This window comes from Cellulomonas timonensis, from assembly GCF_900046455.1.
GTDB lineage: Bacteria > Actinomycetota > Actinomycetes > Actinomycetales > Cellulomonadaceae > Cellulomonas_A > Cellulomonas_A timonensis.
In genome coordinates, this window is sequence record NZ_FCOT01000012.1 from 588,352 (window position 1) to 613,032 (window position 24,681).

Sequence of the window (24,681 nt, forward strand, 5' to 3'; positions counted from 1 at the left end):
GCCCGGGGCTCAAGCGACGGGCAACCACACCCGCATCGTCGACGGGCCGCGGTTGGCCCAGGCGTGATACGGCACCAGCGGCGTCAGGCGCGCCGGCTCAGCCGTGGGCGCCGGCGCCCTGTCGGCGTACGGCCAGGACGCGTCCTCGACCTGCGCGGGCGCCACGGGGACCAGCACCTCGCCATCGCGCTCCACAGGAGCACCGTCGACCACGACCCGCGCGGTGTTGACCGAGGCGTCTCGGCCCTCCGGGTCCAGGTCCACCGACTCCAGTGCCATCACGATCGGCCCGCGCTCCACGGCGACGGATCCGCGCACCGCGTCGACACGGGGGTCGGCCCACGTCCACCGCGCCACCACCGGCAGGCGCAGCTCGACCACGTCACCAGGGGCGAACGCACGAGTGACGTGCGCGTACCCGGGCGCCACCGGCTCGGTCGCGCCATCCACGGTGAGCGTCGCGCCCTCGGCCCAGGACGGGGCGCGCAGGCTCAGGGTCCACGGCTCGTCGGCGCCGCCCAGTGTGGCCGGCTCGAGCACGGTGACGCGGATGTCGCCGTCCGACGGGTAGGCCGTCTCGACCTTGACCGCCGCCTCGCGGCCGCCCGGCTGCGTGGCACTGGGCAGCGCGGCCCGGATCTCGGCGGGGGCGTATTGGTGGACCTGCAGCCCGGACGCGTCAGTCGTCGCCAGGTAGGAGCCCAGCGACGCGAGGGTGCGGGCCACGTTCGTCGGGCAGCAGGACACCTCGAACCAGGGGGCGCGCAGGCTCGACGACGCGCGCGGGCTGGCCTCGGCGGCGTCCGGGACGCTTCCGGGCACGCGCTGGTGCAGCGTGTTCGTGTAGAAGAACGCGCGGCCGTCGGCGGCGGGCGACGCGGCGACCACGTTGTACAGCGCCCGCTCGACGGCGTCCGCGTGCAGCACGTCGCCGGTGGCGAGCAGCAGCCGCTGGTTGACCATGACGGACGCGACGCCCGCGCAGGTCTCGGAGTAGGCGCGGTCCGGCGGCAGCTCGTGGTCGAGCCCGAAGGACTCGCCCTCGTGGTGGGCGCCCATGCCGCCGGTCAGGTAGGTGCGGCGGGCGAGCGTGGCCCGGGTCTGCAGGCGGACCGCCTCGAGCAGCTCGGCGTCGTCGGCCTCGACGGCGATGTCCACGGCGCCGGCCGCCAGGTACAGGGCCCGCACCGAGTGGCCTGCCATGATCCGTGTCTCACGCACCGGCACGTCGTCCTGGAAGTAGCTGCGGCCGAACTCGATGTCGCCCAGCCGCCCGTGCCCGCGACGCTCGACGAACAACGCGGACTGGTCCAGGTACTTCTGCTCACCGGTGTACCGGCCCAGCTCAGCGAGGGCCACCTCGATCTCGGGGTGCCCGCAGACGTTGTCGATGCCGCCCGGGCCGAACACGTCGCACACGTGGTCGGCGGCGCGCACCGCGATCTCCACGAGCAGATCGTGGCCGGTGGTGCGGCCGCGCGCCACGCCCGCCTGGATCAGGTGCCCGAAGCAGTACAGCTCGTGGCCCCACTGCAGGTCGGAGTAGCGGTCGCCTTGGCCGGGCCGCCCGTAGTGGGTGTGGAGGTACCCGTCGGGCTCCTGCACCCGGGCGATGCGCTCGACGAGGGCACGCAGGCGGCGGTCCATATCGGCGTCGCCCGTGCGGCCGATCTCCCAGGCCATGGCCTCGATCAGCTTGTACACGTCGGAGTCGGCGAACTCGCGGCCGCGACGGTCCTGCGGCAGCCGCCCCTCGACGGCAGCGTCGAAGTTGCCCGTCCAGCCCATCTGGTCGACCCACGCCTCGCAGTGCTCGATGATCGCCGTCGCGTTGAGCTGCTGGCGCTCGCCCCAGAAGCCGCCGTCGATCCGCGCCTCGCCGATCCCGAGGGGCTGCAGCACGCCCTGGGACGGGGCGATGGGCAGGCCGCGGTCAGGCCGGTCGGCGACCTCGGGGACGAGGCCGCGGGCGAGTGAGGGCAGGGTGGAGCGAGCCGAGAGAGGCATGGGGGAACCAGCTTCCGGGTGGAGGGTGTGACGAGTGCGAGGAAGGGGGCGCGGCTACTTGACGGCGCCGACGGTCAGGCCGTCGCGCAGCTGCTTGTACGTGCTCATGAACACGATGAGGATCGGCACCGAGGTGATGACGGCCAGCGCCATCAGGCCGGGCCAGTCGATGCCGAACGCGGAGACCTGCTGGGCGAGCAGCGCGCTGAGCGGGTACTTGCCCGGCGTGAGGAAGAAGTTCACCGAGTAGAGGAACTCGCCCCACGAGAGCAGGAACACCAGCGTGCCGGTGGTCGCGACGCCGTTGCGGGCGATGGGCAGCACGATCGACAGGAACGCGCGCGGGATCGAGGCTCCGTCGATCGAGGCGGCCTCCTCGAGCGCGATCGGGACCCCGCGGAAGAACGGCCGCAGCAGCAGCACCGCGAACGGGATGAGCAGCGCGGTGTCCGCGAGGATGACCGCGAGGGTCTGGTCGAGCATGCCCCAGTTGCTGAAGACCTGGAACATCGGGATGACCGAGGCCGTCTGCGGCACCATCTGCAGCACGATCAACAGGCCCAGCGCGATGGTCGTGAACCAGCCGCCGAGCCGGGCGAGCCCGTACGCCGCCGGGATGGCCACCAGCAGCACCAGAGCCGTGGTGCTGGTCGCGATGATCACGGACTGCTTCATCGCGAGCATCAGGTCGCCGTCGAACGCGTTGACGTAGGCGGCGGTGGTCGGGCGGAAGAACCAGGCGCTCTCGGTCGAGAAGACGTCAGCGGAGGTCTTGAAGGAGGTGAGCACGATCCACAGGAGCGGCACCCCGTACATGAGGGTCAGCAGCAGGCGGACTGCGATGTTGACCGGGCCGGCCTTCTTGTTCACGACTCCGACTCCTCTCGGCGGATGCTGCGGGCGTAGATGAAGGCCATGACGAGCACGAGCAGCACGGTCACGACGGAGGTCGCGGCGCCGAGGCCGAAGTCGTACCGGACGAAGGCTTGGATGTAGCCGAGGAACGGCAGCGTGTTGGTCGCCGTCCCGGGCCCGCCGTAGGTCATGACGTAGATGAAGTCAAAGCTGCGGAACGCGTAGACGACCGTCAGCACGGTGAGGACGAGCAGTGTGGGCCGGGCGGCGGGCATCATGATGTGCTTGATCTCCTGCCACGGCCTGGCCCCGTCGAGCTGCGCGGCCTCGAACACCTCGGTGGGGATGGTGAGGATCGCGGCCCGGAACACCAGGGCGTTGAACGGGATGACGGCCCAGGAGTTCACGAAGGCGACGGACATCAGCGCCCAGCTCTGGTCGTACAAGAACGGGATGGTGTCCATCCCCAAGCCGGTGATCACGGTGTTGAACAGGCCCGCGTCGCCGAGCAGGAACTTCCAGACGCTGCCGTTGACGACGGGCGGCAGCGCCCAGACGAACACCATGAGGGCCAGCAGCACCGTCGACCACTTGCCCGTGCCGCGCAGCGCGATCGCCGCGGCGAGGCCGCCGACGAGGCCGAGCACCGTGACCACGACCACGAAGATCGCGGTGCGCCCGAGCGCGTCGGGCATCTCGCCCTCGAGGCCCTTGCGGAGGTTCTCGAGCCCGGTGAACGCCCACGACGAGTTCAGCGTGATCGAGGTGACCTTGCTGACGCTCATCCGCACGAGCTGCAGCAAGGGGTAGAACGAGAATGCGGCGAGGAAGATCGCCGCGGGCGCGATGAAGTACAGCCGGTTGCGCCCCCGGTTCTTGTCGCGCCTGAGCGCTGGCGCCGATGACGCCTTCCTGGTCGGTTGTTCGTCCATGGTCAGTGCCATCGGTGCCAGCGCCCCTCAGTCTCGGCGGGTCGTTACTTCTTGAGCAGCGACGGCAGTGCGGCCATCACGCTCTCGGCGGCCTTCGCCGGGTCCTGCTGGCCGCCGATCGCGGCGCTCCACGCCTGGCCCACGGTGATCTGCAGGTCTGCCACGCTCGCGGCGGGGACGATGCTGTCGGGGTAGTTCGCGCCGGCGCTGGACAGCGAGTCGGCGAACGGCTTGAGCAGCGGGTTGCCGGTGACGGCCTCGTCGGCGGAGGCGTCGGCGCGGGCCGGGAGGCTGCCGACGTTGCTCACGGCGAGGAGCTGGCCCTCGGCGTCGAGGTAGGTCTCCTGCAGGTACTGCCAGGCGAGCTCGGGGTTCTTCGCGTGCGCGCCGATGCCCTCGCCCTCACCGCCCAGGTAGACCTTGCCCGAGTCGCCCACGGGCAGCGGCACCACGCCGTACTCGAAGCTCGCGTCGGCCTCCGCGGCGCCCATCTGCCAGTTGCCGTTCGCGGCGAACGCGTAGTTGCCGCCGGTGAACTGCTGGAACGGCACCGTCTGGTCCCAGGTCACGGACTCCTGCGAGAGCCAGCCGTTGTCGACCCAGTCACGCACCATGGAGAAGCCGGACTCGAGGTCGGCGGCCTGCGGGTCGGTGTAGTCGAAGCCCTGGCTCGTGAGCCACGGGTACGCCTGCCACTCGCCCTGCGACTGCGGCAGCCCCGAGAGCGTGATGCCGCCCTTGCCGGCGTCCTTCGCGGCGGCCATGGCGGCCTCGAGGTCGTCGATCGTGGTGGGGGCCTCGACGCCGATCTCGGCGAGGATGTCGGCGTTGTACCAGAGGCCCAGCAGGTTCACGTAGCCCTGCACGGCGTAGATCGAGTCGTCGACGGTGTGGATGACCGAGTCGGGGAACTGGTCCGCGTCGGCGAATGCGCCCCACTGCTCGTCGAGCGGCGCCAGGGCGCCGGCGAGGGCGAGCGTCGAGGCGTCGGCGCCGTTGAAGACGACGACGTCGGGGCCGGTCTTGGCGCCCGCCGCGGAGATCAGCTTGGAGTTGAGCTGGTCGTAGGGGACGAAGACGTTCTTGACCTCGACGCCCTCGTGGGCGGCCTCGAACTTGTCGGCGTAGTCGTCCATGAGCTTGACCTGGTTGTCGGCGCTGAAGTAGTGCCAGACGGTCAGCTCCTGCGATCCGCCGGCGGAGGACCCGCCTTCGGATCCCGAGTCGCTGCTGGAGCAGCCGGTGAGCGCGAGGGCGCCCACCACCGAGATGACGCCGAGGGCGCGTGCGCCCTTCCTAACCTTGATGTTCAACGGATCTCCTCTTTGAGTTCGCGCAAGGGCTCGAGCCTGGATTGACCTCGCCCGCATCGGCGCCGCCATCGGCTCCGACCCACCTCGGCGCTCTGCTCCGAAACTCGCCGAAATGCTTTTCGGGACGCTAGCATCGGGCTGCAGCGCTGGTCAAACAGTTCCAACGAAGGGATGACGACGGGTGGACGTGCCCCTCACAGCGGCCCACGAGGCCGCTGACACACCGGTCATCAGCCGACCCCGCAACCCGACGCTCAAGGACGTGGCCCGGCTTGCGGGCGTCTCCGTGGCCACCGCCTCCAAGGCGCTCAACGGTCGCGACAACGTGCACCCCGAGACCCGGCAACGCGTGGTGGACATCGCGAACCGCATCTCCTTCACGCCCAACACGCTCGCGCAGAGCCTCATCGCCGGGCAGACCGGCACCGTCGGGCTCCTCACCCACGACCTCGAGGGCCGGTTCTCCATCCCGATCCTCATGGGCGCCGAAGACGCTTTCGGCTCCGGGAAGATGTCCGTGTTCCTGTGCGACGCGCGCGGCGACGCGATCCGCGAGCAGTACCACCTGCAGGCGCTGCTCGGACGCCGCGTCGACGGCCTCATCGTGGTCGGCAGCCGCACCGAGCCCCGCCCCTCACTCGGCGCCCTGCCCGTTCCCGTCGTCTACGCCTACGCGCCCTCCGACGACCCGCAGGACTGCTCGCTCGTGCCCGACAACGTCAGCGCCGGGCGCCTCGCCGTCGAGCACCTCGTCGCCACCGGCCGCACCCGCATCGCGCACATCGGCGGCGACCCCGGATACGACGCCGCCGTGTCACGCGACGAGGGCATCCGCGCCGCGCTCCATGCCGCCGGGCTCCCCCTCGTCGGCGGTGACACGCTGTTCGGCAACTGGTCCGAGCAGTGGGGCCGCGCCGCCGCGCAGCGGCTCCTCGACCAGGAGCCCGGCCTCGACGCCCTCATCTGCGGCAGCGACCAGATCGCCCGCGGCGCCCTCGACACCCTGCACGAGCGCGGCATCGCCGTCCCCGAGCAGGTCGCCATCGCGTCCTTCGACAACTGGGAGATCCTCGTCACCGGGGCCCGCCCGCAGCTCACCAGCATCGACATGTCCTTCGAGACGCTCGGGCGCATCGCCGCCGAACGACTCACCAGGGCCATCGAGGGTCAGCGCACCCACGGCGTGGAGTTGCTCCCCTGTCGGCTCACCGTCCGCGGATCGACGGTGCTGGGCGCCTGAGGCCGTGCGCGCCCTCGACAATCCCGTCCTCGCGGGGTGCCACCCCGACCCGTCGGTGTGCCGCGTGGGTGAGACGTACTACCTGGTGACGTCGTCCTTCGGGTACTTCCCGGGCATCCCGGTGCACCGCAGCGAGGACCTGATCGAGTGGGAGCTGATCGGCCACGTCCTCGACCGCCCGGAGCAGGCGGTCTTGCACGGCCTGGACATGTCGGACGGCGTCTGGGCGGCGACCATCCGCCATCACGACGGCGTGTTCTACGTGGTCTCCGGCATCGCCCGCGAGCGCACCGGCGCCAGCATCTTCGTCGTCACGGCCACGGACCCCGCCGGCCCGTGGTCGGACCCCGTGGAGCTCGACGCCGAGGGGATCGACCCGTCGCTGTTCTTCGACGACGACGGGCGCTGCTGGCTCACCGCCGCGCGGGACGCCGTGGACCCCTCGGCCACCGGCCCAGGCGAGCTGTGGATACGGGAGCTGGACCTCGCCGCACTCCGGCTCGTGGGCGAGACGCATGTGCTGTGGCACGGCGCCCTGAGCGGCCAGTGGGTGGAGGGCCCGCACCTGTACCTGCATGACGGCCGTTACGTGCTGCTCGCCGCAGAGGGCGGCACCGAGCGCCACCACGCCGTCACCGCCGCGACGGCCGCCGCCGTGACCGGCCCGTACACCACCGACCCCCGCAGCCCGCTGCTGACCCACCGGCATCTCGGCCCGGGGCACCCCGTCCAGAACGTCGGACACGCCGACCTGGTCGACACCCCATCCGGGCAGTGGTGGGCGGTCGTCCTGGGCGTGCGGCCCGTCGCGGGCACGCATGTGCTGGGGCGCGAGACCTTCCTCGTTCCCGTCGACTGGTCGCCCGAGGGGCCGGTGTTCGCGCCAGGCGCCGGCGCAGTCCTCCTGCCCGACGAGAGCGACGCGGCGCCGGGCCGTGCCGAGGCCCTCGACTCCGGAGCCTCCCTCGCCCTGCAGGGCTGGTCCAGCCTGCGCGGCCCGGTTGCGGACCTGGTGGCGCCCCAGGACGGCGCCCTGGTCCTCATCCCCTCCACCACACGCCTCGAGGGCCGCGGCGCCCCGACGTTCGTCGCCCGCCGCCAGCAGCACCCGAGGTTCCACGCCACCTGCCGGTTGCGGGTCGACGGCCTCACCGGCGACGAGCAGGCCGGGCTCGTGGTGTTCATGCACCAGGACCGGTTCGTCACGCTCGCACTCGGCCTCGACGCCGCGGGAGCCCTCGAGGTCCGAGCGATCGCCCGCACCACGGCCGGCAGCGAGCTGCTCGCACGCGCGCCGGCGCCCGACGGGCCGGTGACCCTGCAGGTGACCGGCGACGACGCCGCCTACTCGTTCGGGCTCGACGTCCCCGGGCAGGCGCGGACACTCCCCCTGGCGGAGGTCGACCGGTCGTTCCTCAGCACCGAGGAGGCCGGCGGATTCCTGGGCGTCCACGTGGGCGTCTTCGCCGATGGCGCCCTCGGGCCCACCTCCGCCCGCGCCACCATCGAGGAGTTCGTCTACACGCCCCAGGCCCAGCCGACGCCCTGACAGTCAGCGGGCGGCGCCCACGACCTCCGCGGTCATCCTCGACGCCGAGGCCTCCACCAGCGGGCGCAGGTAGTGCGTGGCGAGCCACGCGACGACAGGCGCGGCCACCGCATCGCCGAACCCGTACAACGCCTGGTTCGTTCGCGCCCCGGACAGGTCGTAGTCCGCGGCGCCCATGAGACGCGCGTACTCGCGGGGCGTCATCCACCGCACCCGCACGCGCCCGCCTCCGAGCTCGACGACGGCCTGCTTGGACGATCCGCCGCGAGCGGTGCGCAGGCACCCGGAGATGTCGTCGGCGCGCACCTCCCACACCGCGACGCCCTGCCGGGTCCGCCGATACGCCGTCCGGCGGCTCACCCCGGCAGCCCGCTGGAGGGCATGCACCCGGCCCGTCTGCACCGGCGACAACGAGTCGAGGAATGCCTGCGTCCGCACTGCGTCCCACCAGCGCGGATCGCCCGCCGGCAGGTCTTCCGTCAGGTCGGTCAGGCCGGTGCTGCGCAGCGCGGGCGGCTCCGGCAGCGCCGCCTGGTGTGTGGTCAACGTCGGGTCCTCGAACGGGCGCCGCAGCCAGTCGGGACGCAGCTCCGGGCTCGGCGCCTCACTATCCGCCGGCGGATGCTGCGCGCCCACCAGGAACAGCCGCGGCCGTGACTGCGGCACGAACCGGCGCGCGTCGAGGGCCAGGATGTCCACCGAGTAGCCCAGGCCGTTGAACGCCCGGACCGCCGCCGTCAGGTCCGCGCCACCATGCGAGGTGGCCAGGCCCACCACGTTCTCCAGCACCACCACCCCGGGCCGGTCCGCGCCGAGCTCGCCCAGCAGGCGGGTGAACTGCCAGAACGCCCCCGACTCGCGGCCCGCCAACCCCGCCCTGCCGCCAGCCAATGACAGGTCCGTGCACGGCGACGACGCCCACGCGAGCGCGGCTCCACGCGGCAAGTCCGTGCCAGCCACCAGGCCGATGTCCCCCAAGACGAACGTGTGCGCCACCGCCTCGTCCCGGAAGTGCCCCTGGTACAGCGCGCGCTTGTCCGCCTCGTAATCGTTCGACCAGGCGACGTGGAACCCCGCGGCCTCCAGCCCGAGCCGCGCGAGCCCCATACCAGCGAAGAACTCCAGGACCTGCGGCTTCGCAGCGGGCAGCACGTCCGTCGTCGACATGGCGCCCATCCTAAGGAGCACCGCGCCGCAGTCCCCCGGCGGCGCCCCGTCGTACGGTGGTGGCGTGACCGACGCAGCCTCGTGGGCGAGCTCCCCAGCCGTCCGGAGGTCCATGCAGGGCAACCGCTCCCGCGACACGGTCCCCGAGCTGGCCGTGCGCCGCGCCGTGCACGCCCGGGGCCTGCGGTATCGCGTCGCCACCCGCCCCGTGCCGAGCCTGCGCCGCACCGCCGACCTCGTCTTCAGCCGCGCGCGGATCGCGGTGTTCGTCGACGGCTGCTACTGGCACGGCTGCCCCGAGCATCATCGGCTGCCCGCCACCCACGTCACCTACTGGTCCGAGAAGGTCGCCCGGAACCGCGCCCGCGACCTCGACACCGACGCCCAGCTCGCCGCCGCCGGGTGGACGGTCATGCGCTTCTGGGAGCACGACGACCCGGCCGTCGTCGCGAACGCCGTCGAGGCGGCCGTGCGTCCCCGTCCCACAACGCCGAATGACTAGACCAGCGCCTTCTCGGGCTCTGGCTCTCGCGTGGCCACTGGCGGGGGGCTCGCGATCGCCTCGGGGCGCCTTCTGTCGAATGTCCGGCGGATCCACTGCTGTGCGGGCCGCTCGATCACGAGGTGGGCGCCGACAGCCGCGAACATGATCATGGCGAAGAGGAGGCCCGTGGTGAACAGCCAGCCGAGCCACGTCTCCACCGGTCCGAGGGTGAGCCGGGCGACAAGCGGCCCGTGCAGCAGGTAGAACGCGAACGAGGCCTCACCGGCGAGGATCATGGGCTTCGTCGACAGCAGGCGGGCCAGAGGCGTCTCGGGACTCGCGGCGAGGCCCCAGATCACGAGTGCGGCAGGCAGCAGATACGCGGCATCCCACGACCAGGCCGTGTGCAGCAACGATGGCCACGTCATCAGCACGAGGAACGCCACAGCCCCCACGGCCTGGGCCGTGGCGCCGATCCATGCCTTGACCTGCACCGCTCGCGCGAGCAGGGCCACCGAGATCCCGACGACGAAGTCGCCCAGCCGAGCGAGCGGGTTCCGGTACAGCCAGCGGTGCGCCGACTCGGCGTCAGCCCATGGCAGGGCATCCCGGCCACTGGCGACGAACCACCAGGCGAGGGCGATGACCACAGCCGTCGCGACGACGGCCAGCCCGAGCAGCACCGACGGGCGCGACCGTATCCGGTAGATCGCGAGCATCAGCGCGGGGAAGCACGCGTACAGGAAAAGCTCGACCCCGATGGACCAGCCCGGCCCGTTGAGCGCCAACGCGAACGACATGTCGGACGACCACGTCTGGAGCGCCGCGACGTGCCACCAGGTGCTCGCGGGCAGTGTGTGCGTGACGAGCGCCGGCGCCACGACCCACAGCAGCGCCACCAGGTACAGCGGGTAGATCCTCGCCACCCGCGCCACCGCGAACGACCAGAGCGCGCGCCCGGTCAATGTCGAGAACCGGTCGGCGTAGTTCCACGCCAGCACGAAACCCGAGAGGACGAAGAACACGGTGACGCCGTTGTACCCCGCCGCCGCGAACGTCACGGCTCGCGGGTTGACGCCTGGGGGCACCCCCACGTGGCTCAGGTAGACGAGGACAGCGGCGACGATGCGGAGGCCCGTGAGCGACTCGATGCGCCTGGCGCCACTGGGTGAATGCACGCGAGCGAGCGTAGAGCCTGACGTGCTCAATCGATGGCAGCCGTCCGGGGAAGTCTGCGGTGGGCCTTGCGGCTCGCCTCAGGCCTCGGCGGTGGGCGTGGGCAGCGGCCGGCCGTCAGGCCGCATTCCGGCGACCAGCATCGCCATGAGGCGGGTGTCGAACCCGGGGAACGCGTCGGGGGCATGCACGGTGGCCGGTTGGCCCACCTTGGCCACGGCGAGGACGAACTCGGTGGCCCCGAGGTCCGGGCGGAGCAGCCCGGCGTCGCGGGCCTGCGCGAGCACCGCCTCGACGGCTTGCTCGGTGCGCTGCTGGGCGGCGGCGACCTGCGGTGCCAGCGATGCCTCGGGGTCGTGTGACAGGGCGGGGATGACCGATCCGAGCTGGAGCCTGACCAGCCGGTCCGTGAACGTCTGCCACGTGGCGTCGGGCTGCTCCGCGAACGTCGCGCTCGCCTCCGAGGCCGCGAGCTGCATGTCCTCCAGGACCGCGCAGGCGGTCGCGTCGGCGAGGTCCTGACGGGTCGGGAAGTTGCGGTAGAGCGTGGCGATGCCCACACCGGCTCGCGCGGCGACAGCGTCGAGGGCGACCGCGTCGCCGTGTAGCAGAAAGAGCTCGCGGGCTGCGGCGATGAGGGCCTCACGTCGCCTGAGGGCGTCCGCGCGCATGGTCTCCCTCCAGGGTCGTCAGGGGTCGGGGGCCCAGGGCCTCCGTTTGACACCGTAGCCGAGGCGGACCAGATTAGCGGAGGAAAATCCTCCACTAATGCTTGAGGGACACACATGCCTGACACCGCCACGCCGAGATCGACCACGAACCAGGCGGAAGCCGTCCCCGCTCGCCCGACGCCACGCGCGGACGGGCATCTGCCGAAGTTCGCCGCCTCGCTGCTCGCCCTGACGGCGATCGTGGTGGTGCTGCTCGTCCTGTTCATCCTGCCCTCGCTCAAGAGCGGCGCGCGCGACCTGCCGATCGGCACGGTCGGCGACGCCCACGCCGTTCAGGTGCTGGGCGACCAGCTCGACGTCGTGTCCCCGGGAGCCTTCGACACCGCGGCCTACGACGACGAGGCAGCGCTGCGCACCGCGATCCTCGACCGGGCGGTGGTGGGCGGCGTGGTGGTCGAGAACGGCTCCGCACGGCTGCTGACCGCCAGCGCCGGCAGCGCCCCCATCGCCGGGGAGCTCACCGGGAGCGTCACGGCCGCCGGGGCCGGCATCGGGATGCCCGTCGCCATCGAGGACCTCGTGACGTTCACGACCGAGGACCCCACCGGCATCGGCATCGGCGGGCTGGCCTTCCCCCTGGTCTTCGGCGGCATCGTCCCCGCCGTCGTGGCGATGCGGGTGTTCCCGCACAGCCTGCGCCTGCAGCTCGCGAGCGCCGGATCGTTCGCCGTGGTGGGCGGCGTCGTGGTGACCGCCGTGCTGCGATTCTGGTTCGGCAGCTTCGACGGCTCGATCCTGCTGCCCGCGGCGGCGCTCGCCCTGGGCATCGCAGCCATCTCAGTGCCGCTGATCGGGCTGCAGTCCACGCTCGGCGGCAAGGGGTTCACCGCGCTGGCGGCCTCGATGATGTTCCTCGGCAACCCGCTCGCCGGCATCGGCGCCTCCGCGGCCTGGCTGCCCAGCGGGCTGGGGCTCTTCGGCCAGCTCCTTCCGCCCGGCTCGACCGGCACGCTCGTGCGCTCGGCGGCGTACTTCGACGGGCGCGGCGCCGGCAGCGCCCTAGTGGTGCTCCTGGTGTGGGTCGTCGCCGGGGTCGGGCTGTGCGTCCTGGGCAAGCGCCGCACGGCCGGCGCCCAGGCTCCCGTGGCCACCGAGCTGGCGCCGGAGCCCGCGCCGGCCTGACGGCCCGTGGCCAGCAACGGAAAGAGGCCCCCGAAGGGGCCTCTGACCTGCTGTCTTGCTGGAGCCGCCTAACAGAATCGAACTGTTGACCTTCTCATTACGAGTGAGACGCTCTACCGACTGAGCTAAGGCGGCATCGTCGTTCTCCGAGGAGCACGGCGAGCGCGCCCACTGTACCTAACGGAGGGGCCAGTCTCCAAAGCGGCCGACACGGCCCCTGGTCAGGGCCGCAACGGCGCGCCCCAGGGCTGCGGCCCGATGGTCAGCAGCGGGTCCCGTCGGCGGGCGCCTCGCCGGTGAGCAGGTAGGTGTCCACCGCGTCGTCCACGCACTCGTTGGAGCGGCCGTAGGCGGTGTGCCCCTCCCCCTCGTAGGTGAGCAGCACGCCGGAGGACAGCAGCTCGGAGAGCGACTCAGCCCACGCGTAGGGGGTGGCGGGGTCGTTGGTGGTGCCGATGACGAGGATCGGCGCCGCGCCCTCGGCGGCGTAGGAGTCGAGGCCGCCCGCCTCGGGCACCGGCCACTGCGCGCAGACGACGCCGCCGTAGGAGAAGTAGTAGCCGATGGTGGGCGCCGCGGCCTGGATGTCCTCGGCGGAGGCCTGCATGGTCCCCAGGTCGGATGGGGAGCGGTCGTCGGCGCAGTTGATGGCCCAGAACGCCTCGGTGGAGTTCGACGCGTACGTCCCGTCGGACTCGCGCTCGTAGTAGGCATCCGAGAGGGTCAGCAGCATGGAGCCGTCGTTGCGGAGGGCTCCACGCAGGCCCTGGGTGAGGGCGGGCCACCAGTCGGGGGCGTAGAGGCTCACGGCCATGCCGGAGAAGGCGAGGCTTCCGGTGAGCTGGCGGTCGGGGTCGTCGGTGGGGAGCGGGCTGCGACGGGCCCGGTCGAGGATCTTCTTCACCTGGGCCATGCCGTCATCCACGGAGCCGGTCAGCGGGCAGTCGGCGCCGGACTGGCAGTCCTCGACGTAGGCGCGCAGCGCAGACTCGAACCCGATGGCCTGGCCCTTGGCGAGCTCGTCCGCGGTGAGGGTGGGGTCGAGGGCGCCGTCGAGCACCAGGCGGCCGACCTTCTCGGGGTACAGCGCGGCGTAGGTCGCGCCGAGCTGGGTGCCGTAGGAGTACCCGAGGTAGGTGAGCTTCTCGTCGCCGAGCACGGCGCGCAGCACGTCCATGTCGCGGGCGGCGCTGACGGTGTCGACGTGCTCCAGCAGGGCGCCGGTGTTCTCCAGGCACGCCTGGCCGACGGCGCCGAAGACCTGCTCGGCGGCCTCGACTCCGGCCTCGGTGCTGTAGTCCGGGTCGGCGGAGACGATCTCGTCCATCTGCGCGCCGTCCACGCAGGTGATCGGCTGGGAACGGGAGACGCCGCGCGGGTCGAAGCCGACGATGTCGTAGCTCTCGATGACGTCCTTGCCGGCACGGTCCAGCACGACTGTCGTGAGGGCGTCCACCCCGGAGCCGCCGGGGCCGCCGGGATTGATCAGCAGCGAGCCGAGCACGTCGGAGCCGGTGGCGGTCGACCGGTTCACGGCGAGCTCGATGACGTCGCCCTCGGGGTCGTCCCAGTCGAGGGGCACCTCGACGGTGGCGCACTCAAGGCCGTCGCATGCCGTCCACTCGACCTGCTGCTCGTAGAACCGGGCCAGCTCGGTGGGCACGTCGTGAGTGATCGAGGGGCGCTCGTCACGTTCTGACTGGTGCTTGGGGCTGGTGCACCCGGCGAGCGCGAGCGCGCCGACGGCAGCCATGGCGACGGCGCTCCACACGCGGTGCGGGCGGTGGGAGCGGGCGCGGCCCTGGTCGGGGACCTGGGGGCTGGTGGGCATGGCGCGGCGCAGGTCACGGCGAGTGAGAGGCACGGCACCACCCTAAGCGGGATCGACCACCCCGCCATGCCGGTCCACGGATGCGGATGGAGGCGTCAGCCCTGCGCGTGTCAGCCCTGCGCGTGTCAGCCCTGCGGGCGCAACGCGATGGTCATGGCCTCCACTGCCAGGAGCGGCGCGACATTCCCCGCCAGCCGGGTGCGCGCCTCGCCGATGGCGTCCATGCGCCGCAGCGTCTGCTCGGGGGTGCTGCTGGCGGCGAGCGCCCGCACGTCGTCCTGCTGCTCGAGGTTGACCAGCTCGACCCCTGCGTGGAGCTGCACCACGAGGACGTCGCGGTACAGCGAGAGCAGGTCGATCATCGCGCGGTCGAGCACGTCCCGTTGGGCGCGGGTGGCCCGGCGCTTCTGCTCCTCTTCGAGCAGGCGGATCTGGGCCCGCAGCGCCGGGGGGATCGTCGCGGCGCCCTCGGCGCCCATGGAGCGCAGCAGCGCGGCGCGCTCGGCGGCGTCACGGTCCTCGGTGGCGGCCTTCGCGTCGGCCTGCGCGGTCTCCACGAGCTCCCCGGCGGCTAGCACGGCGTCGCCGACGCCCCGCACGCGCGGCGGGATGGACAGCACCTTGGCCCGGCGCGCCCGCGCCTCGGGGTCGCGGGCGAGGCGCCGGGCCACTCCGACGTGGCTCTGCGCGGCGCGGGCCACCACGGCCGCCACGGCCGGGTCGATCCCGTCGCGGCGGACCAGCAGCTCGGCGACGGCGTCAACGGGCGGCACCCGCAGCGGCACGGAGCGGCTGCGTGAGCGGATGGTGACCAGCACGTCCTGAGGGCTGGGAGCGCACAGCAGCCACACAGTGCGCGGCGGCGGCTCCTCGATGGCCTTGAGCAGCACGTTGCCGCTCGTCTCGTTGAGCCGGTCGGCGTCCTCGATGATGATCACGCGCCAGCGCCCCTGCGACGGGGACCGCTGGGCGAGCTCGACGAGGGGGCGTGCCGTCTCCGCGCGGATCTGCACGCCCTCGGTGGCGACGACTGTCACGTCGGGGTGCGTGCCGGCCAGCACTGTGGCGCATGCGTGGGACCTGACGTCGCCGCTCGGGTCCTGCAGGGCTGCGGCGAAGGCGCGCGCGGCGTTGGACCGGCCCGATCCGGGCGGGCCCGTGATCAGCCAGGCGTGCGTCATCTGGGAAGGGTCCTCGGCGGCGCCCCGCAGCACGTCGATCGCGGGCTCCTGCCCGACCACGTCGTCCCAGACCGTGGCGCCCGCCGCGATCGGGGTCGCCGTCTCCCAGCCCGTCACGAGGCGCGCTCCAGCAGCGCTGCCATCCGATCCCGCACCTGGGCGGCAATCTCGTCGACGGGGCGGGTCGCGTCGAGCACGAGCCAGCGCGCCGGCTCGGCGGCCGCGCGGTCCAGGAAGGCCTGCCGGGTGCGGCGGTGGAACTCGTCGCCCGCGCGCTCGAGCCGATCGGGGTCGCCGGTGAGGCGCGAGCGGCCCAGCACCGGGTCCAGGTCGAGCAGCACGGTCAGCGCGGGCATCAGGCCGTGCGTGGCCCACAGCGAGAGGTCCTCGACCTCCTGGGCGCCCAGGTCGCGCCCACTGCCCTGGTAGGCGACCGAGGAGTCGAGGTAGCGGTCGGTGATGACCACGGCCCCCCGCTCAAGCGCCGGGCGGACCAGGGAGTGCACGTGGTGCGCGCGGTCGGCGGCGTACAGCAGGGCCTCGGTGCGGGCGTCGACGTGGTCGCCGTGCAGCACCGCGTCGCGCAGCAGGTGGCCCAGTGCGGTGCCGCCGGGCTCGCGGGTCAGGACGACCTCGCGGCCGCAGGACTCCACCCACTCGCCGAGCAGGCGGGACTGCGTGGACTTGCCGGCGCCGTCCCCACCCTCGAAGGAGACGAACACCCCGGGGGCCGTCGGGATGGCGGGCGAGGTGGAGGTCACGCCCGTCAGGGTAGCCGCGATGGCTGACGTGGCTTCCCCCACCTGCCACACTGTCCCGTGACCACCACGCCGCGCGCCGAGGACAGCCGTGCGCTGCCGGTCTCCGCCTCGCTGCCCGCTGAGGCCGATGAGGCATTCGAACGCTTCTGCCGCCTGGCCCAGCGCCAGCTCGACACCCCTGTGGTGCTCGCCTCGCTGATCTCCCAGGAGGGCCAGGTCATCCCCGGCGCCGTGGGCCTGCCCCCGGACCTGGACGCCACCCGGATGCTCCCGCTGGCGCTCTCCCTGTGCCAGCACGTGGTGGCGGACGCGGCGCCGCTGATCACCCAGGACGCCCGGCTCGACGCACGCCTGAGCGAGAGCGGCGCCGTCCGCGAGCTGGGATTCGTGGCCTACGCCGGGTTCCCGATCGTCGACGCGCGCGACCAGGTGGTGGGCACGTTGTGCGCGCTGGACGTGGTGCCGCGCGAGTGGTCCGAGGACGACCGCGCGGTGCTGCTCGACCTGGCCGAGGCGTGCAGCTCCGAGCTGCGGCTGCGCGGCGAGCGGGAGCGCGCGCGCCGCGCCCAGCAGCAGGCCACCCGCTCGTACCGGCAGAGCGGGCTGCTGCTCCTGCTGAGCGACGCGTTCCAGGACGCCCTGACCGTCCGGGACGTGGCCCGGACGGCCGCGCGGGTCGCCGCGACGGGGCTGGGCACGTCCTTCACAGGGCTGGCGGCGCTGGAGCGTGACGGGAGGAGCCTGTCGTACGTCTCGATGGAGGCTTTCACCGGCGACGACATCGAGCGGTGGCGCCGGACGCGGATCACCGACGACCGCCCCATCGCGCATGTCGCACGCACCCGCAAGCCACTGTTCTACGAGGACCGGGCCACGCTGGTCGCGGACTTCCCCGTGGTGGGGCAGATGGAGTTCATGGGCGAGGCCCGCGCGTTCCTCCCCCTGGTGTCCCAGCATCGCCTGATCGGGGTGCTGGGCATCGGCTGGCAGCAGAAGCGCGCCTTCGACGACGACAACCGCACCATCAAGACCGCGCTGGCGGCCTACACCGCGCAGGCCCTGGAGCGGGCCCAGCTCCTCGAGGAGCGCCGCGACGTCGCGCGCACACTGCAGGACGCGATGCTCACCGCGCTGCCGCAGCCCGATCACCTGGCGATGGCCGCGCACTACCTGCCCGCAGGCCGCGCGGACCGGGTGGGCGGCGACTGGTACGACGCGGTGGTGCTGCCCGGCGGATCGGTGGCCGTGATGGTGGGCGACGTCACCGGCCATGACATGGACGCCGCGGCGCGCATGGGCCAACTGCGGTCGACGTTGCGGGCCTTCGCGTGGGACCGCCCAGACCTGCCCTCGACGTGGCTCGCGCGGCTCGACCATGCCATCAAGGGGCTGGGCCTGGGCACCGTCGCGACCGCGTTGGCCGGCCGCATCGACAGGGTCGACGGGGGCTACCGGCTGCACTGGTCCAGCGCAGGCCACCCACCGCCGGTGGTGGTGCGCCCCGGGGCGGGCGCCTGGGCACTGGGCGGCACTGGCGCCAACGACCTGCTGTTGGGTATCAACCCGCAGCGCGCACGGCGCGACCATGAGCACCGGCTCCAGGCGGGTGACACCCTGCTGCTGCACACCGACGGCCTGGTGGAGCGGCGCGGGCGTCCCCTGCAGGAGAGCCTGGACACACTCACCGCGACCGCCGGCAGGCTTAGCCACCTGCCGCCGGACAAGCTGGTCCGCGCGCTGACCGACGAGTTGGTGGGCGGTCAGCCCTCGGACGACACCGCGGTGCTGGCGGTGCAGATCCGCCAGTGCCCCGGTGACGCGGAGGTCACTCCCCCGGGTACGTGACCCCGACCTGCGCGCGCACGTCGTCGAGGGTCCGCATCACCGCGAGGGTGTCGTCCCAGGTGAGCAGGGGGCTCTCGACGTCGCCGGCGGCGATCCGACGGGACACCTCAGCCGCCTCGTACTGCAGGCCCTTGGTGGCGGGCAGGTCGAACGTCCACACCCGGCCGTCACGGCGGATCACCCGGAACGACGTGGGCGTGTAGAACGACCCCGCGACCTCGATGAAGCCCTCGGTGCCGGAGATCGTGGCAGTGGTCGGCGTCTTGGCCCACAGCGTGGTGGTCAGCGTCGCCTGCGCGCCGCCCGGGTACGTGAGCGCCATCGACACCTGGCCGTCGACACCGGTCTCGGTGAGCGCGCCGACGGCGTGCACCGACTCGGGGGCGCCCAGGAAGTCGTGCGCGAAGGACACCGGGTACACCCCGAGGTCGAGCAGCGCGCCGCCGGCGAGCGCCGGGTCGAACAGCCGGCTGACCGGGTTGAACGCGAAGAACTGGCCGTGGTCGGCGGTGATGTTGACGATGTCGCCGATCTCTCCGGCGTCGACCACCTGGTGCAGCGCGGCGACGTGCGGCAGGAACCGCGTCCACATCGCCTCCATCACGAAGACCCCCGCCTCGCGCGCGGCCGCGAAGACCTGCTCGGCCTCGGCGGGGTTGCGGGTGAACGCCTTCTCGATGAGCACGTGCTTGCCGGCGGCGATGGCCAGCAGCGCGTTCTCCAGGTGCTCGGAGTGCGGGGTCGCGATGTACACGACGTCCACCTGCGGGTCCTCGACGAGGTCGCGGTAGCCGACGTGCGTCGTCGGGATGCCGTGCGCGGTGGCGAACCTCTCGGCGCGGTCCCGGTTGCGGGAGCCGACGGCGACGAGCTGCGCACGGGTGTGCGCGTTGACCGCGTCGGCGAAGACTCCGGCGATTCCGCCAGCCCCCAGGATGCCCCAGCGGATCGGAGGTGCGGTGCGCGGGTCCTCGGTGCGTGACATGCCGACCAACCTAGCGCCCCCGCTGCGCCGCGGGCGGTTGGCGCCTACCGTGGAGGTGTCGCCGGTCAGCCGGCCCCGTCGCCCCGCGACGCCGCCGCGCACCCGTCGGCGGCGTCATGCCACATCCCGGGGAGGACCCATGCCCGCGCAGTCACCCGTTCGCACCTTCATCAGCCCGGCTCGGTACACCCAGGGCCGCGGCGCCCTGGCCTCGCTGGGCGCCCAGGTGGCGCCCATCGGCAGGGCCCCGCTGATCATCGCCGACGACGTGGTGTGGGGGCTCGTCGAGGACCAGGTCCGCAGTTCCCTCGAGGCCGCAGGACTACCGGTGCGGCGTGAGGGGTTCGGCGTGTTCGCGACGGCCGCGGCGGTGGACCGCATCGCCGAGCAGATCCGCTCCACGGGCTCGGACGTCGTGATCGGCGTCGGCGGCGGCAGCACCATCGACGCGGTCAAGGCAGCGGGCGACCTCACGGACATCCGGTGGGTCAGCGTGCCGACCGTCGCGTCCACCGACGCCCCCTGCTCGGCGCTGTCCGTGATCTACACCGAGGACGGCGCCTTCGAGGAGTACCGGTTCTTCTCGCACAACCCGGACCTGGTGCTGGTCGACACCCAGCTCGTGGCGAACGCGCCCGCCCGGTTCCTGGTGGCCGGGGTCGGCGACGCGCTCGCCACCTGGATCGAGGCCCGCGCGGTAGCGGAGGCGCGGTCGACGACGATGGCCGGCGGGCAGCCCACCACGACGGGCACCGCCCTGGCCAAGCTGAGCTGGGACGTGCTGTGGGAGTCCGCGCTGCCCGCCGTCTGGGCCGTGCGGAACCACCTGGTGACCCCTGCCGTCGAGCGGGTCGTGGAGGCGAACACGCTGTTGTCGGGTGTGGGCTTCGAGTCCGGCGGGCTGGCCGCCGCGCACGCCATCCACAACGGCCTCACGGCGGCGCCGCAGACCCACGGCCTGATGCACGGGCAGAAGGTGAACATCGGGTCCGTCACCCAGCTCGTGCTCGAGGGCGCGCCCACCGCCGAGATCAGCGACTTCGTGGTGTTCACGACGCGCGTCGGGCTGCCGAACACCCTGACGGAGATCGGCCTGTCACCCGACGACGTGGACGACCTGACCCGCGTCGCGGAGCTGGCGCTCGCCGAGGGCGAGACGATCCACGCGATGCCGTTCGCCATCACCGTGCCCGAGCTCGTGGACGCGCTGCGCGCCATCGAGACCCTGTCCCGTGAGGTCCGGGCCGCGGCGGGCCTGCCCGAGCCGGTGCCGTACCGGGCGCACTGAGCGGAGCCCGGCTGGCCGGGGCAGGCGGGCAGTCGCCGAGCGCCGTCAGGACGCCGCGGCGACCACCGCCACCCCGGCCAGCACTGCCACCACCCCGGCCACCTGCACCGGTTGCAGCCGTTCGCGCAGCAGCCGCCAGCCGAGCAGCACGGTGACCACCGGGTACAGCGACGCGAGCACGGCGACGAGCGACAGCGCTCCGGAGCGGGAGGCCAGCGCGAAGCAGACGTTCGCGAGCAGCCCGATCACGCCGATCGCGACGATGCCCACCAGCGAGGAGCGATCCACCTGCGCCCAGGGCCGTGCGGCGAGCCGGCGCCAGACGACCATCGCGGCCGCCGCGTAGAGGCCCAGCGTCACCACGGCGCCGACGAACAGGGTGGCCGGCACGCTCGTGGCGCTGCCGCGCGCCACCGACAGGTTGGCCAGCCCGAACGCGCAGGCCGCGAGCACCGCGAGCGCGATGGGCCGCACGCCGTGTCCGCTCGCTCCCCGCACCTCGGGCCCGCTGGCCAGCACCGTGCCGACCAGCGCGATCAACAGCGCGCCGACCACCACGGCGCCGAGCCGCTCCCCGTCCATCCATCCGGCGGCGACAGGCACGAGCGCGCTGAGCGCGGTGATGGGGGCGACGACCCCCATCGTGCCGATCGCGAGCGCCCGGAACAGCGACGCGACGGCCACCGCTGTGGCGACCCCGGCGGCGACGCCCCAGGCCCAGGCCGCGCTGCCGCCCGCGGTGACGTCGCCGCGCAGCAGATTCGGCACCAGCGCCACAGTCGTCACCACCTGCGAGCCGAGCAGCACCAGGAGCAGCGGAACCTTGCGGGACAGCGCCCCGCCCAGATAGTCGGAGGTGCCGAGCAGCGCGGCCGCGACCACGGCGAGCCAGATCAACGGACCGCCCGACGCGCCGCGAGGCCGTCGACGAACGCCGGGACCGTCAGCGGCGAGGAGTCCCAGCCGAGCTCGTCGGCCAGGCGCAGCAGCTGCGGCGGCTCGACCTGCGCGTCAGCCAGCGCCTCGGCCTGGCGGAACGCCCTCTCCGGCACGTCGTCGGCACGCACCTGGCCGTCGGCCATGACCACCACGCGGTCGAAGTTCTCGGCGCAGAAGTCCATGTCATGGGTGATGGCCACGACGGTGCGGCCCTGGGCGGCGAGGTCGCCGACGATGCGCGCGATCATCTGCACGCCGCGCTCGTCCTGCCCGGTGGTCGGCTCGTCGAGCACCACCACCTGCGTCTGCATCGCGAGCACGGAGGCGAGGGCCACCCGCTTCCGCTCGGAGAGGGCCAGGTGGTACGGGTGGTCCTGGGCATGCTCGGTGAGGCCGGTGGCCGATAGTGCCTCGCGCACGGCCTGCGCGGACCGCTCGGCGTCGAAGCCGAGGTTCCGCGGCCCGAAGGTCACGTCGTCGATGACCTTGCGCGCGAAGAGCTGCTCGTCGGGGTTCTGGAACACGTAGCCGACGCGGGCGGCGAGGTCGGCGATGTCCTTGTCGGACGTCGTCCAGTCGCCCACCCGCACTGTCCCCCGACTGGGCCGGAAGATGCCGTTCAGATGCCGCACCAGCGTGGTCTTCCCGGCGCCGTTCTGGCCGACGATGGCCAGGCGCTGCCCGGCCGGCACATGCAGGGTCACCCCCCGCACCGCGTGCACGCCCGACGGGTACGTGTGGTGCACGTCCTCGAAGTACACGTCCATGTCAGGCTCCCCGTCCGAAGGTGCGCAGCGCGTCGTCGAAGGACACCGGCGTGGGGCCGGGCACGTCGAGGCCCCGGTCCCGTGCCGCCCGCGCCGCCTGCGTGTAGCGCGTGGAGCCCGTGCCCCACTGGGTGAGGCGCTCGTCGCTGAGCACCTCGCGCGGCTCGCCCTGCAACGCGACGCGGCCGCCGGCCAGCACCACAACCTGGTCCGCGTGGTCGCGGAGCTGCTCGAGCTTGTGCTCCAGCAGCACCACAGTGGTGCCGTCGCGGGTGAGCTCGGAGACCACGTCGAACACCATCCGGGTGCCGCCGGGGTCGAGCTGCGACGTCGGCTCGTCCATGACCAGCACCGCCGGGCGCATCACGAGCATCGAGGCGATGGCCACGAGCTGCATCTGCCCGCCGGAGAGCGCATACGGCGATCGGTCCATGAGGTGCGAGATGCGCAGCAGCTCCCCCACCTCCTCGATGCGCATGATCATCTCGGCCCGCTCGATGCCGAGGTTCTCCAACCCGAACGCGATCTCCTCCCGCACCGTGAACTTCGCGCCGGAGATCTGGTTGAAGGGGTTCTGGGTGACCAGGCCGACCTTCTCGATGGCCTCGGCCAGCGGGGTCTGCGGCACGTCGATGCCGCCCACCTGCACGCTGCCGGCCAGCTCCCCGCCCTCGGCATGCGGCACGAAGCCGGACAGCACCTTGGCGAGCGTCGACTTGCCCGCCCCCGAGGCGCCCACCACGCCGCAGAGCGTGCCCCGCGGGACGTGCAGCGACAGGTCGGTGAGCACGGTGACGGCCGCATCCGGGTAGGCGTAGGTGACGTGGTCGAGCGCGATCATCACAGACCTCCGACGAAGGGGAAGACGACGGCCACGGCGCCGACGGCGGCCATCGCCCAGCGGGCGGCCCGCTGGCCTGGCGTGTCGGCCACGACCGTGAGGGCGGTGCGCTTGCGGGTGGCGCCGAACGCGCGCGCCTCCATCGCCGTGGACCGCTCCTCGACATCCGTGAACAGCCCGAGGATGAGCGGGGTGACCAGCGGCAGCAGCACCTTGGCCCGGCGCAGCACGTTGCCGTCGGTGCGTAGGCCACGGGCCCGCTGCGCGAGCAGGATCGCATCGGCCCGGTCCCGGAACGCCGGCACGATCTGCAGCGTCGAGCTGATGACGTAGCTGATCTTGGGCGGCATGCCGTGCTGGCTCAGCGCGGACATCAGGTCCCCCGGATGGGTCGTGAGCAGCAGCAGCAGGAATGCCGTGACCAGCACCACGATGCGCAGCGCGATGCCGAGCGCGAACATCAGGCCCTCGGCGGTGACCCGCGCCGGGCCCAGCTCGGCGAGCACCGTGGTGCCCTCCGGAAAGAAGAGCCCCTGCACCAGCACGAGCGCGGTGAGCAGCGGCAGCAGCAGCTTCACGCTGATCCCCCCGAGCGTCCGGCCGCACCGGGAGACCGCCGCGGCCGGGACGACGACGCCCACCAGGACCGCGGCGGACACCCACCAGATCGGCAGGGCGAACACGATCACGATGAGCATGAGCACCCCGACGAGCTTGGTCACCGGGTTGAGCCGGTGCAGGGGTGAGCCACGGTCCTGGTAGAACGTCGTCGCCATCGGCTCAGCCCTGCTGCGGGGTGGTCGTCGACGCGGCGGTGTCGGTGGGCGCGGCGCCGTCGATGGGCGGGGCGGACGCGGCCGGGACCGCGACGGGCGTCGCGGCCGAGAACACCCGGAACCGGCGCACGAACGGGAACCGCTGGCGGAACCGCGTCGGCAGCGCCGCCAGGATCGCCGCCACCACCGTGAACGTCACGGCCTTGTCGATCGGGTCGGACAGCAGTCCCTGCATCGTGGTCGACGCGAGCAGTGAGTTGCCCATCGCGCGGAACGCACCCACGAGGGCGCCGGTGCCCGCCGCGGTGGCGCCGCCGAACACGAACGCGGCGATCGGCGCCGAGACGAGCGCCGCCACGACCCCGGTGGCCAGGCCCGCGAGCGGGGCCAAGAAGAACTTGCGGAACACGCCCGTGCGCGCCGCGTACCCGGCGAGCACGCCGATCACCACCGACGTCACGGCGAACGGCAGCGCCACCGGGCTGATGGTCATGCCCCAGATCACGTTGGTCAGCGCGCCCGTGGCGGCGCCCGCGGCCGGTCCGGCGAGCACCGCGACCAGGATCGTGCCGATCGAGTCGAGGTACAGCGGCAGGCCCAGCACCGTGGTGAGCTGCCCGATGACGATGTTCACCGCGATGGCCACGGGCACCAGGGTGATGGTCGTGGTGGGCAGCCGGTGGATCGTGCCGACGACGATGAGCAGCGCGCCGATCAGGTAACCGGCGATCGCGATGAACGACGACTGCCCGAGCCCGTCCGCGATGTCGGTGGGCTGGAACAGGATCAGGTAGAGGTAGGTCGCCGCGATGACGACGGCCCCCACCCCCACCAAGACGAGGTTGCGGGTGTCACGCTGCGTTGCGGTGTCGATCTGGCCAGTCATGAATA

General features: G+C 72.5%; 22 protein-coding genes and 1 tRNA gene. 6 read left to right on the top strand and 17 right to left on the bottom strand.

Features of this window, described 5'->3' with window-relative positions; translation table 11 throughout:
- Nucleotides 1–9: 9 nt before the first annotated feature.
- The 4 genes from BN3788_RS11140 to BN3788_RS11155 are packed head-to-tail and all read right to left on the bottom strand — an operon-like array spanning nt 10 to nt 5,107.
- Nucleotides 10–2,007, bottom strand: a complete 1,998-nt coding sequence (locus BN3788_RS11140; RefSeq protein ID WP_082812813.1) for a glycoside hydrolase family 127 protein — start codon at nt 2,005–2,007, stop codon at nt 10–12.
- Between the two features lie 54 nt (nt 2,008–2,061).
- Nucleotides 2,062–2,877: a carbohydrate ABC transporter permease gene (locus tag BN3788_RS11145; RefSeq protein ID WP_066585835.1), complete on the bottom strand. Its 816-nt coding sequence runs from the start codon at nt 2,875–2,877 to the stop codon at nt 2,062–2,064.
- Nucleotides 2,874–3,794 carry a carbohydrate ABC transporter permease gene (locus tag BN3788_RS11150; RefSeq protein ID WP_159066888.1) on the bottom strand — a complete coding sequence of 307 codons (921 nt, stop codon included), beginning with the start codon at nt 3,792–3,794 and terminating at the stop codon, nt 2,874–2,876. Before BN3788_RS11150 ends, BN3788_RS11145 begins: the two co-directional genes overlap by 4 nt.
- Before the next feature lie 44 nt (nt 3,795–3,838).
- Nucleotides 3,839–5,107 carry a sugar ABC transporter substrate-binding protein gene (locus BN3788_RS11155; RefSeq protein WP_066585840.1) on the bottom strand — a complete coding sequence of 423 codons (1,269 nt, stop codon included), beginning with the start codon at nt 5,105–5,107 and terminating at the stop codon, nt 3,839–3,841.
- Nucleotides 5,108–5,294: 187 nt separating this feature from the next.
- On the opposite strand from BN3788_RS11155, the gene BN3788_RS11160 reads away from it, so the two are divergent.
- Both BN3788_RS11160 and BN3788_RS11165 read left to right on the top strand, forming a co-directional pair.
- Nucleotides 5,295–6,347 carry a LacI family DNA-binding transcriptional regulator gene (locus BN3788_RS11160; RefSeq protein WP_390620125.1) on the top strand — a complete coding sequence of 351 codons (1,053 nt, stop codon included), beginning with the start codon at nt 5,295–5,297 and terminating at the stop codon, nt 6,345–6,347.
- 4 nt (nt 6,348–6,351) lie between these two features.
- On the top strand, nt 6,352–7,896 hold the full coding sequence (locus BN3788_RS11165; RefSeq protein ID WP_066585843.1) for a glycoside hydrolase family 43 protein: 1,545 nt from the start codon (nt 6,352–6,354) through the stop codon (nt 7,894–7,896).
- 3 nt (nt 7,897–7,899) lie between these two features.
- Here the strand turns inward: BN3788_RS11165 and BN3788_RS11170 are convergent, their stop codons facing one another.
- Nucleotides 7,900–9,063, bottom strand: coding sequence for a DNA cytosine methyltransferase (locus tag BN3788_RS11170; RefSeq protein ID WP_066587125.1), 1,164 nt, complete (start codon nt 9,061–9,063; stop codon nt 7,900–7,902).
- A gap of 64 nt (nt 9,064–9,127) precedes the next feature.
- Here BN3788_RS11170 and BN3788_RS11175 point away from each other — a divergent pair, with 64 nt between their 5' ends.
- Nucleotides 9,128–9,565, top strand: a complete 438-nt coding sequence (locus BN3788_RS11175) for a very short patch repair endonuclease (RefSeq protein ID WP_261797913.1) — start codon at nt 9,128–9,130, stop codon at nt 9,563–9,565.
- On the opposite strand, the gene BN3788_RS11180 is transcribed toward BN3788_RS11175, so the two are convergent.
- Nucleotides 9,562–10,725 (bottom strand): acyltransferase family protein, encoded by a 1,164-nt coding sequence (locus BN3788_RS11180; RefSeq protein WP_066585847.1) that lies wholly within the window; start codon nt 10,723–10,725, stop codon nt 9,562–9,564. The genes BN3788_RS11175 and BN3788_RS11180 overlap by 4 nt on opposite strands.
- A 78-nt stretch (nt 10,726–10,803) precedes the next feature.
- Nucleotides 10,804–11,394: a TetR/AcrR family transcriptional regulator gene (locus tag BN3788_RS11185; protein ID WP_066585849.1), complete on the bottom strand. Its 591-nt coding sequence runs from the start codon at nt 11,392–11,394 to the stop codon at nt 10,804–10,806.
- A gap of 114 nt (nt 11,395–11,508) precedes the next feature.
- Here BN3788_RS11185 and BN3788_RS11190 point away from each other — a divergent pair, with 114 nt between their 5' ends.
- Nucleotides 11,509–12,576, top strand: a complete 1,068-nt coding sequence (locus BN3788_RS11190; protein WP_199824766.1) for a hypothetical protein — start codon at nt 11,509–11,511, stop codon at nt 12,574–12,576.
- A 59-nt stretch (nt 12,577–12,635) separates the two neighbouring features.
- Here BN3788_RS11190 and BN3788_RS11195 read toward each other — a convergent pair.
- The 4 genes from BN3788_RS11195 to tmk all read right to left on the bottom strand — a co-directional run bounded on the left by BN3788_RS11195 (nt 12,636) and on the right by tmk (nt 16,349).
- Nucleotides 12,636–12,711, bottom strand: a tRNA-Thr gene (locus tag BN3788_RS11195).
- Nucleotides 12,712–12,838: 127 nt separating this feature from the next.
- Nucleotides 12,839–14,440 carry an alpha/beta hydrolase gene (locus BN3788_RS11200; RefSeq protein WP_315969760.1) on the bottom strand — a complete coding sequence of 534 codons (1,602 nt, stop codon included), beginning with the start codon at nt 14,438–14,440 and terminating at the stop codon, nt 12,839–12,841.
- Between the two features lie 92 nt (nt 14,441–14,532).
- Nucleotides 14,533–15,705, bottom strand: a complete 1,173-nt coding sequence (locus BN3788_RS11205) for a DNA polymerase III subunit delta' (RefSeq protein ID WP_234346608.1) — start codon at nt 15,703–15,705, stop codon at nt 14,533–14,535.
- Complete coding sequence (tmk, locus tag BN3788_RS11210) at nt 15,702–16,349, bottom strand: dTMP kinase (protein WP_234346610.1); 648 nt, start codon at nt 16,347–16,349, stop codon at nt 15,702–15,704. The genes BN3788_RS11205 and tmk overlap by 4 nt, the downstream gene beginning before the upstream one ends.
- Nucleotides 16,350–16,406: 57 nt before the next feature.
- Between tmk and BN3788_RS11215 the strand changes: the two genes are divergently transcribed.
- Nucleotides 16,407–18,194, top strand: coding sequence for a SpoIIE family protein phosphatase (locus tag BN3788_RS11215; RefSeq protein ID WP_066585854.1), 1,788 nt, complete (start codon nt 16,407–16,409; stop codon nt 18,192–18,194).
- Here the strand turns inward: BN3788_RS11215 and BN3788_RS11220 are convergent.
- Nucleotides 18,175–19,179, bottom strand: a complete 1,005-nt coding sequence (locus tag BN3788_RS11220; RefSeq protein WP_066585857.1) for a Gfo/Idh/MocA family protein — start codon at nt 19,177–19,179, stop codon at nt 18,175–18,177. The two genes, BN3788_RS11215 and BN3788_RS11220, sit on opposite strands and share 20 nt — an antisense overlap.
- Nucleotides 19,180–19,318: 139 nt before the next feature.
- On the opposite strand from BN3788_RS11220, the gene BN3788_RS11225 reads away from it, so the two are divergent.
- Nucleotides 19,319–20,467, top strand: a complete 1,149-nt coding sequence (locus BN3788_RS11225; protein WP_066585860.1) for a glycerol dehydrogenase — start codon at nt 19,319–19,321, stop codon at nt 20,465–20,467.
- Between the two features lie 45 nt (nt 20,468–20,512).
- Here the strand turns inward: BN3788_RS11225 and BN3788_RS11230 are convergent, their stop codons facing one another.
- The 5 genes from BN3788_RS11230 to BN3788_RS11250 are packed head-to-tail and all read right to left on the bottom strand — an operon-like array spanning nt 20,513 to nt 24,676.
- Nucleotides 20,513–21,364 (bottom strand): DMT family transporter, encoded by an 852-nt coding sequence (locus BN3788_RS11230; RefSeq protein WP_066585863.1) that lies wholly within the window; start codon nt 21,362–21,364, stop codon nt 20,513–20,515.
- Nucleotides 21,361–22,173, bottom strand: coding sequence for an energy-coupling factor ABC transporter ATP-binding protein (locus BN3788_RS11235; RefSeq protein ID WP_066585865.1), 813 nt, complete (start codon nt 22,171–22,173; stop codon nt 21,361–21,363). Before BN3788_RS11235 ends, BN3788_RS11230 begins: the two co-directional genes overlap by 4 nt.
- Before the next feature lies 1 nt (nt 22,174).
- On the bottom strand, nt 22,175–23,014 hold the full coding sequence (locus BN3788_RS11240) for an energy-coupling factor ABC transporter ATP-binding protein (protein ID WP_066585866.1): 840 nt from the start codon (nt 23,012–23,014) through the stop codon (nt 22,175–22,177).
- Entirely contained in the window at nt 23,014–23,790 is a 777-nt protein-coding gene (locus BN3788_RS11245) for an energy-coupling factor transporter transmembrane component T family protein (protein WP_066585868.1), read from the bottom strand. Before BN3788_RS11245 ends, BN3788_RS11240 begins: the two co-directional genes overlap by 1 nt.
- 4 nt (nt 23,791–23,794) lie before the next feature.
- Complete coding sequence (locus BN3788_RS11250; RefSeq protein ID WP_066585870.1) at nt 23,795–24,676, bottom strand: histidine kinase; 882 nt, start codon at nt 24,674–24,676, stop codon at nt 23,795–23,797.
- Nucleotides 24,677–24,681 lie beyond the last annotated feature (5 nt).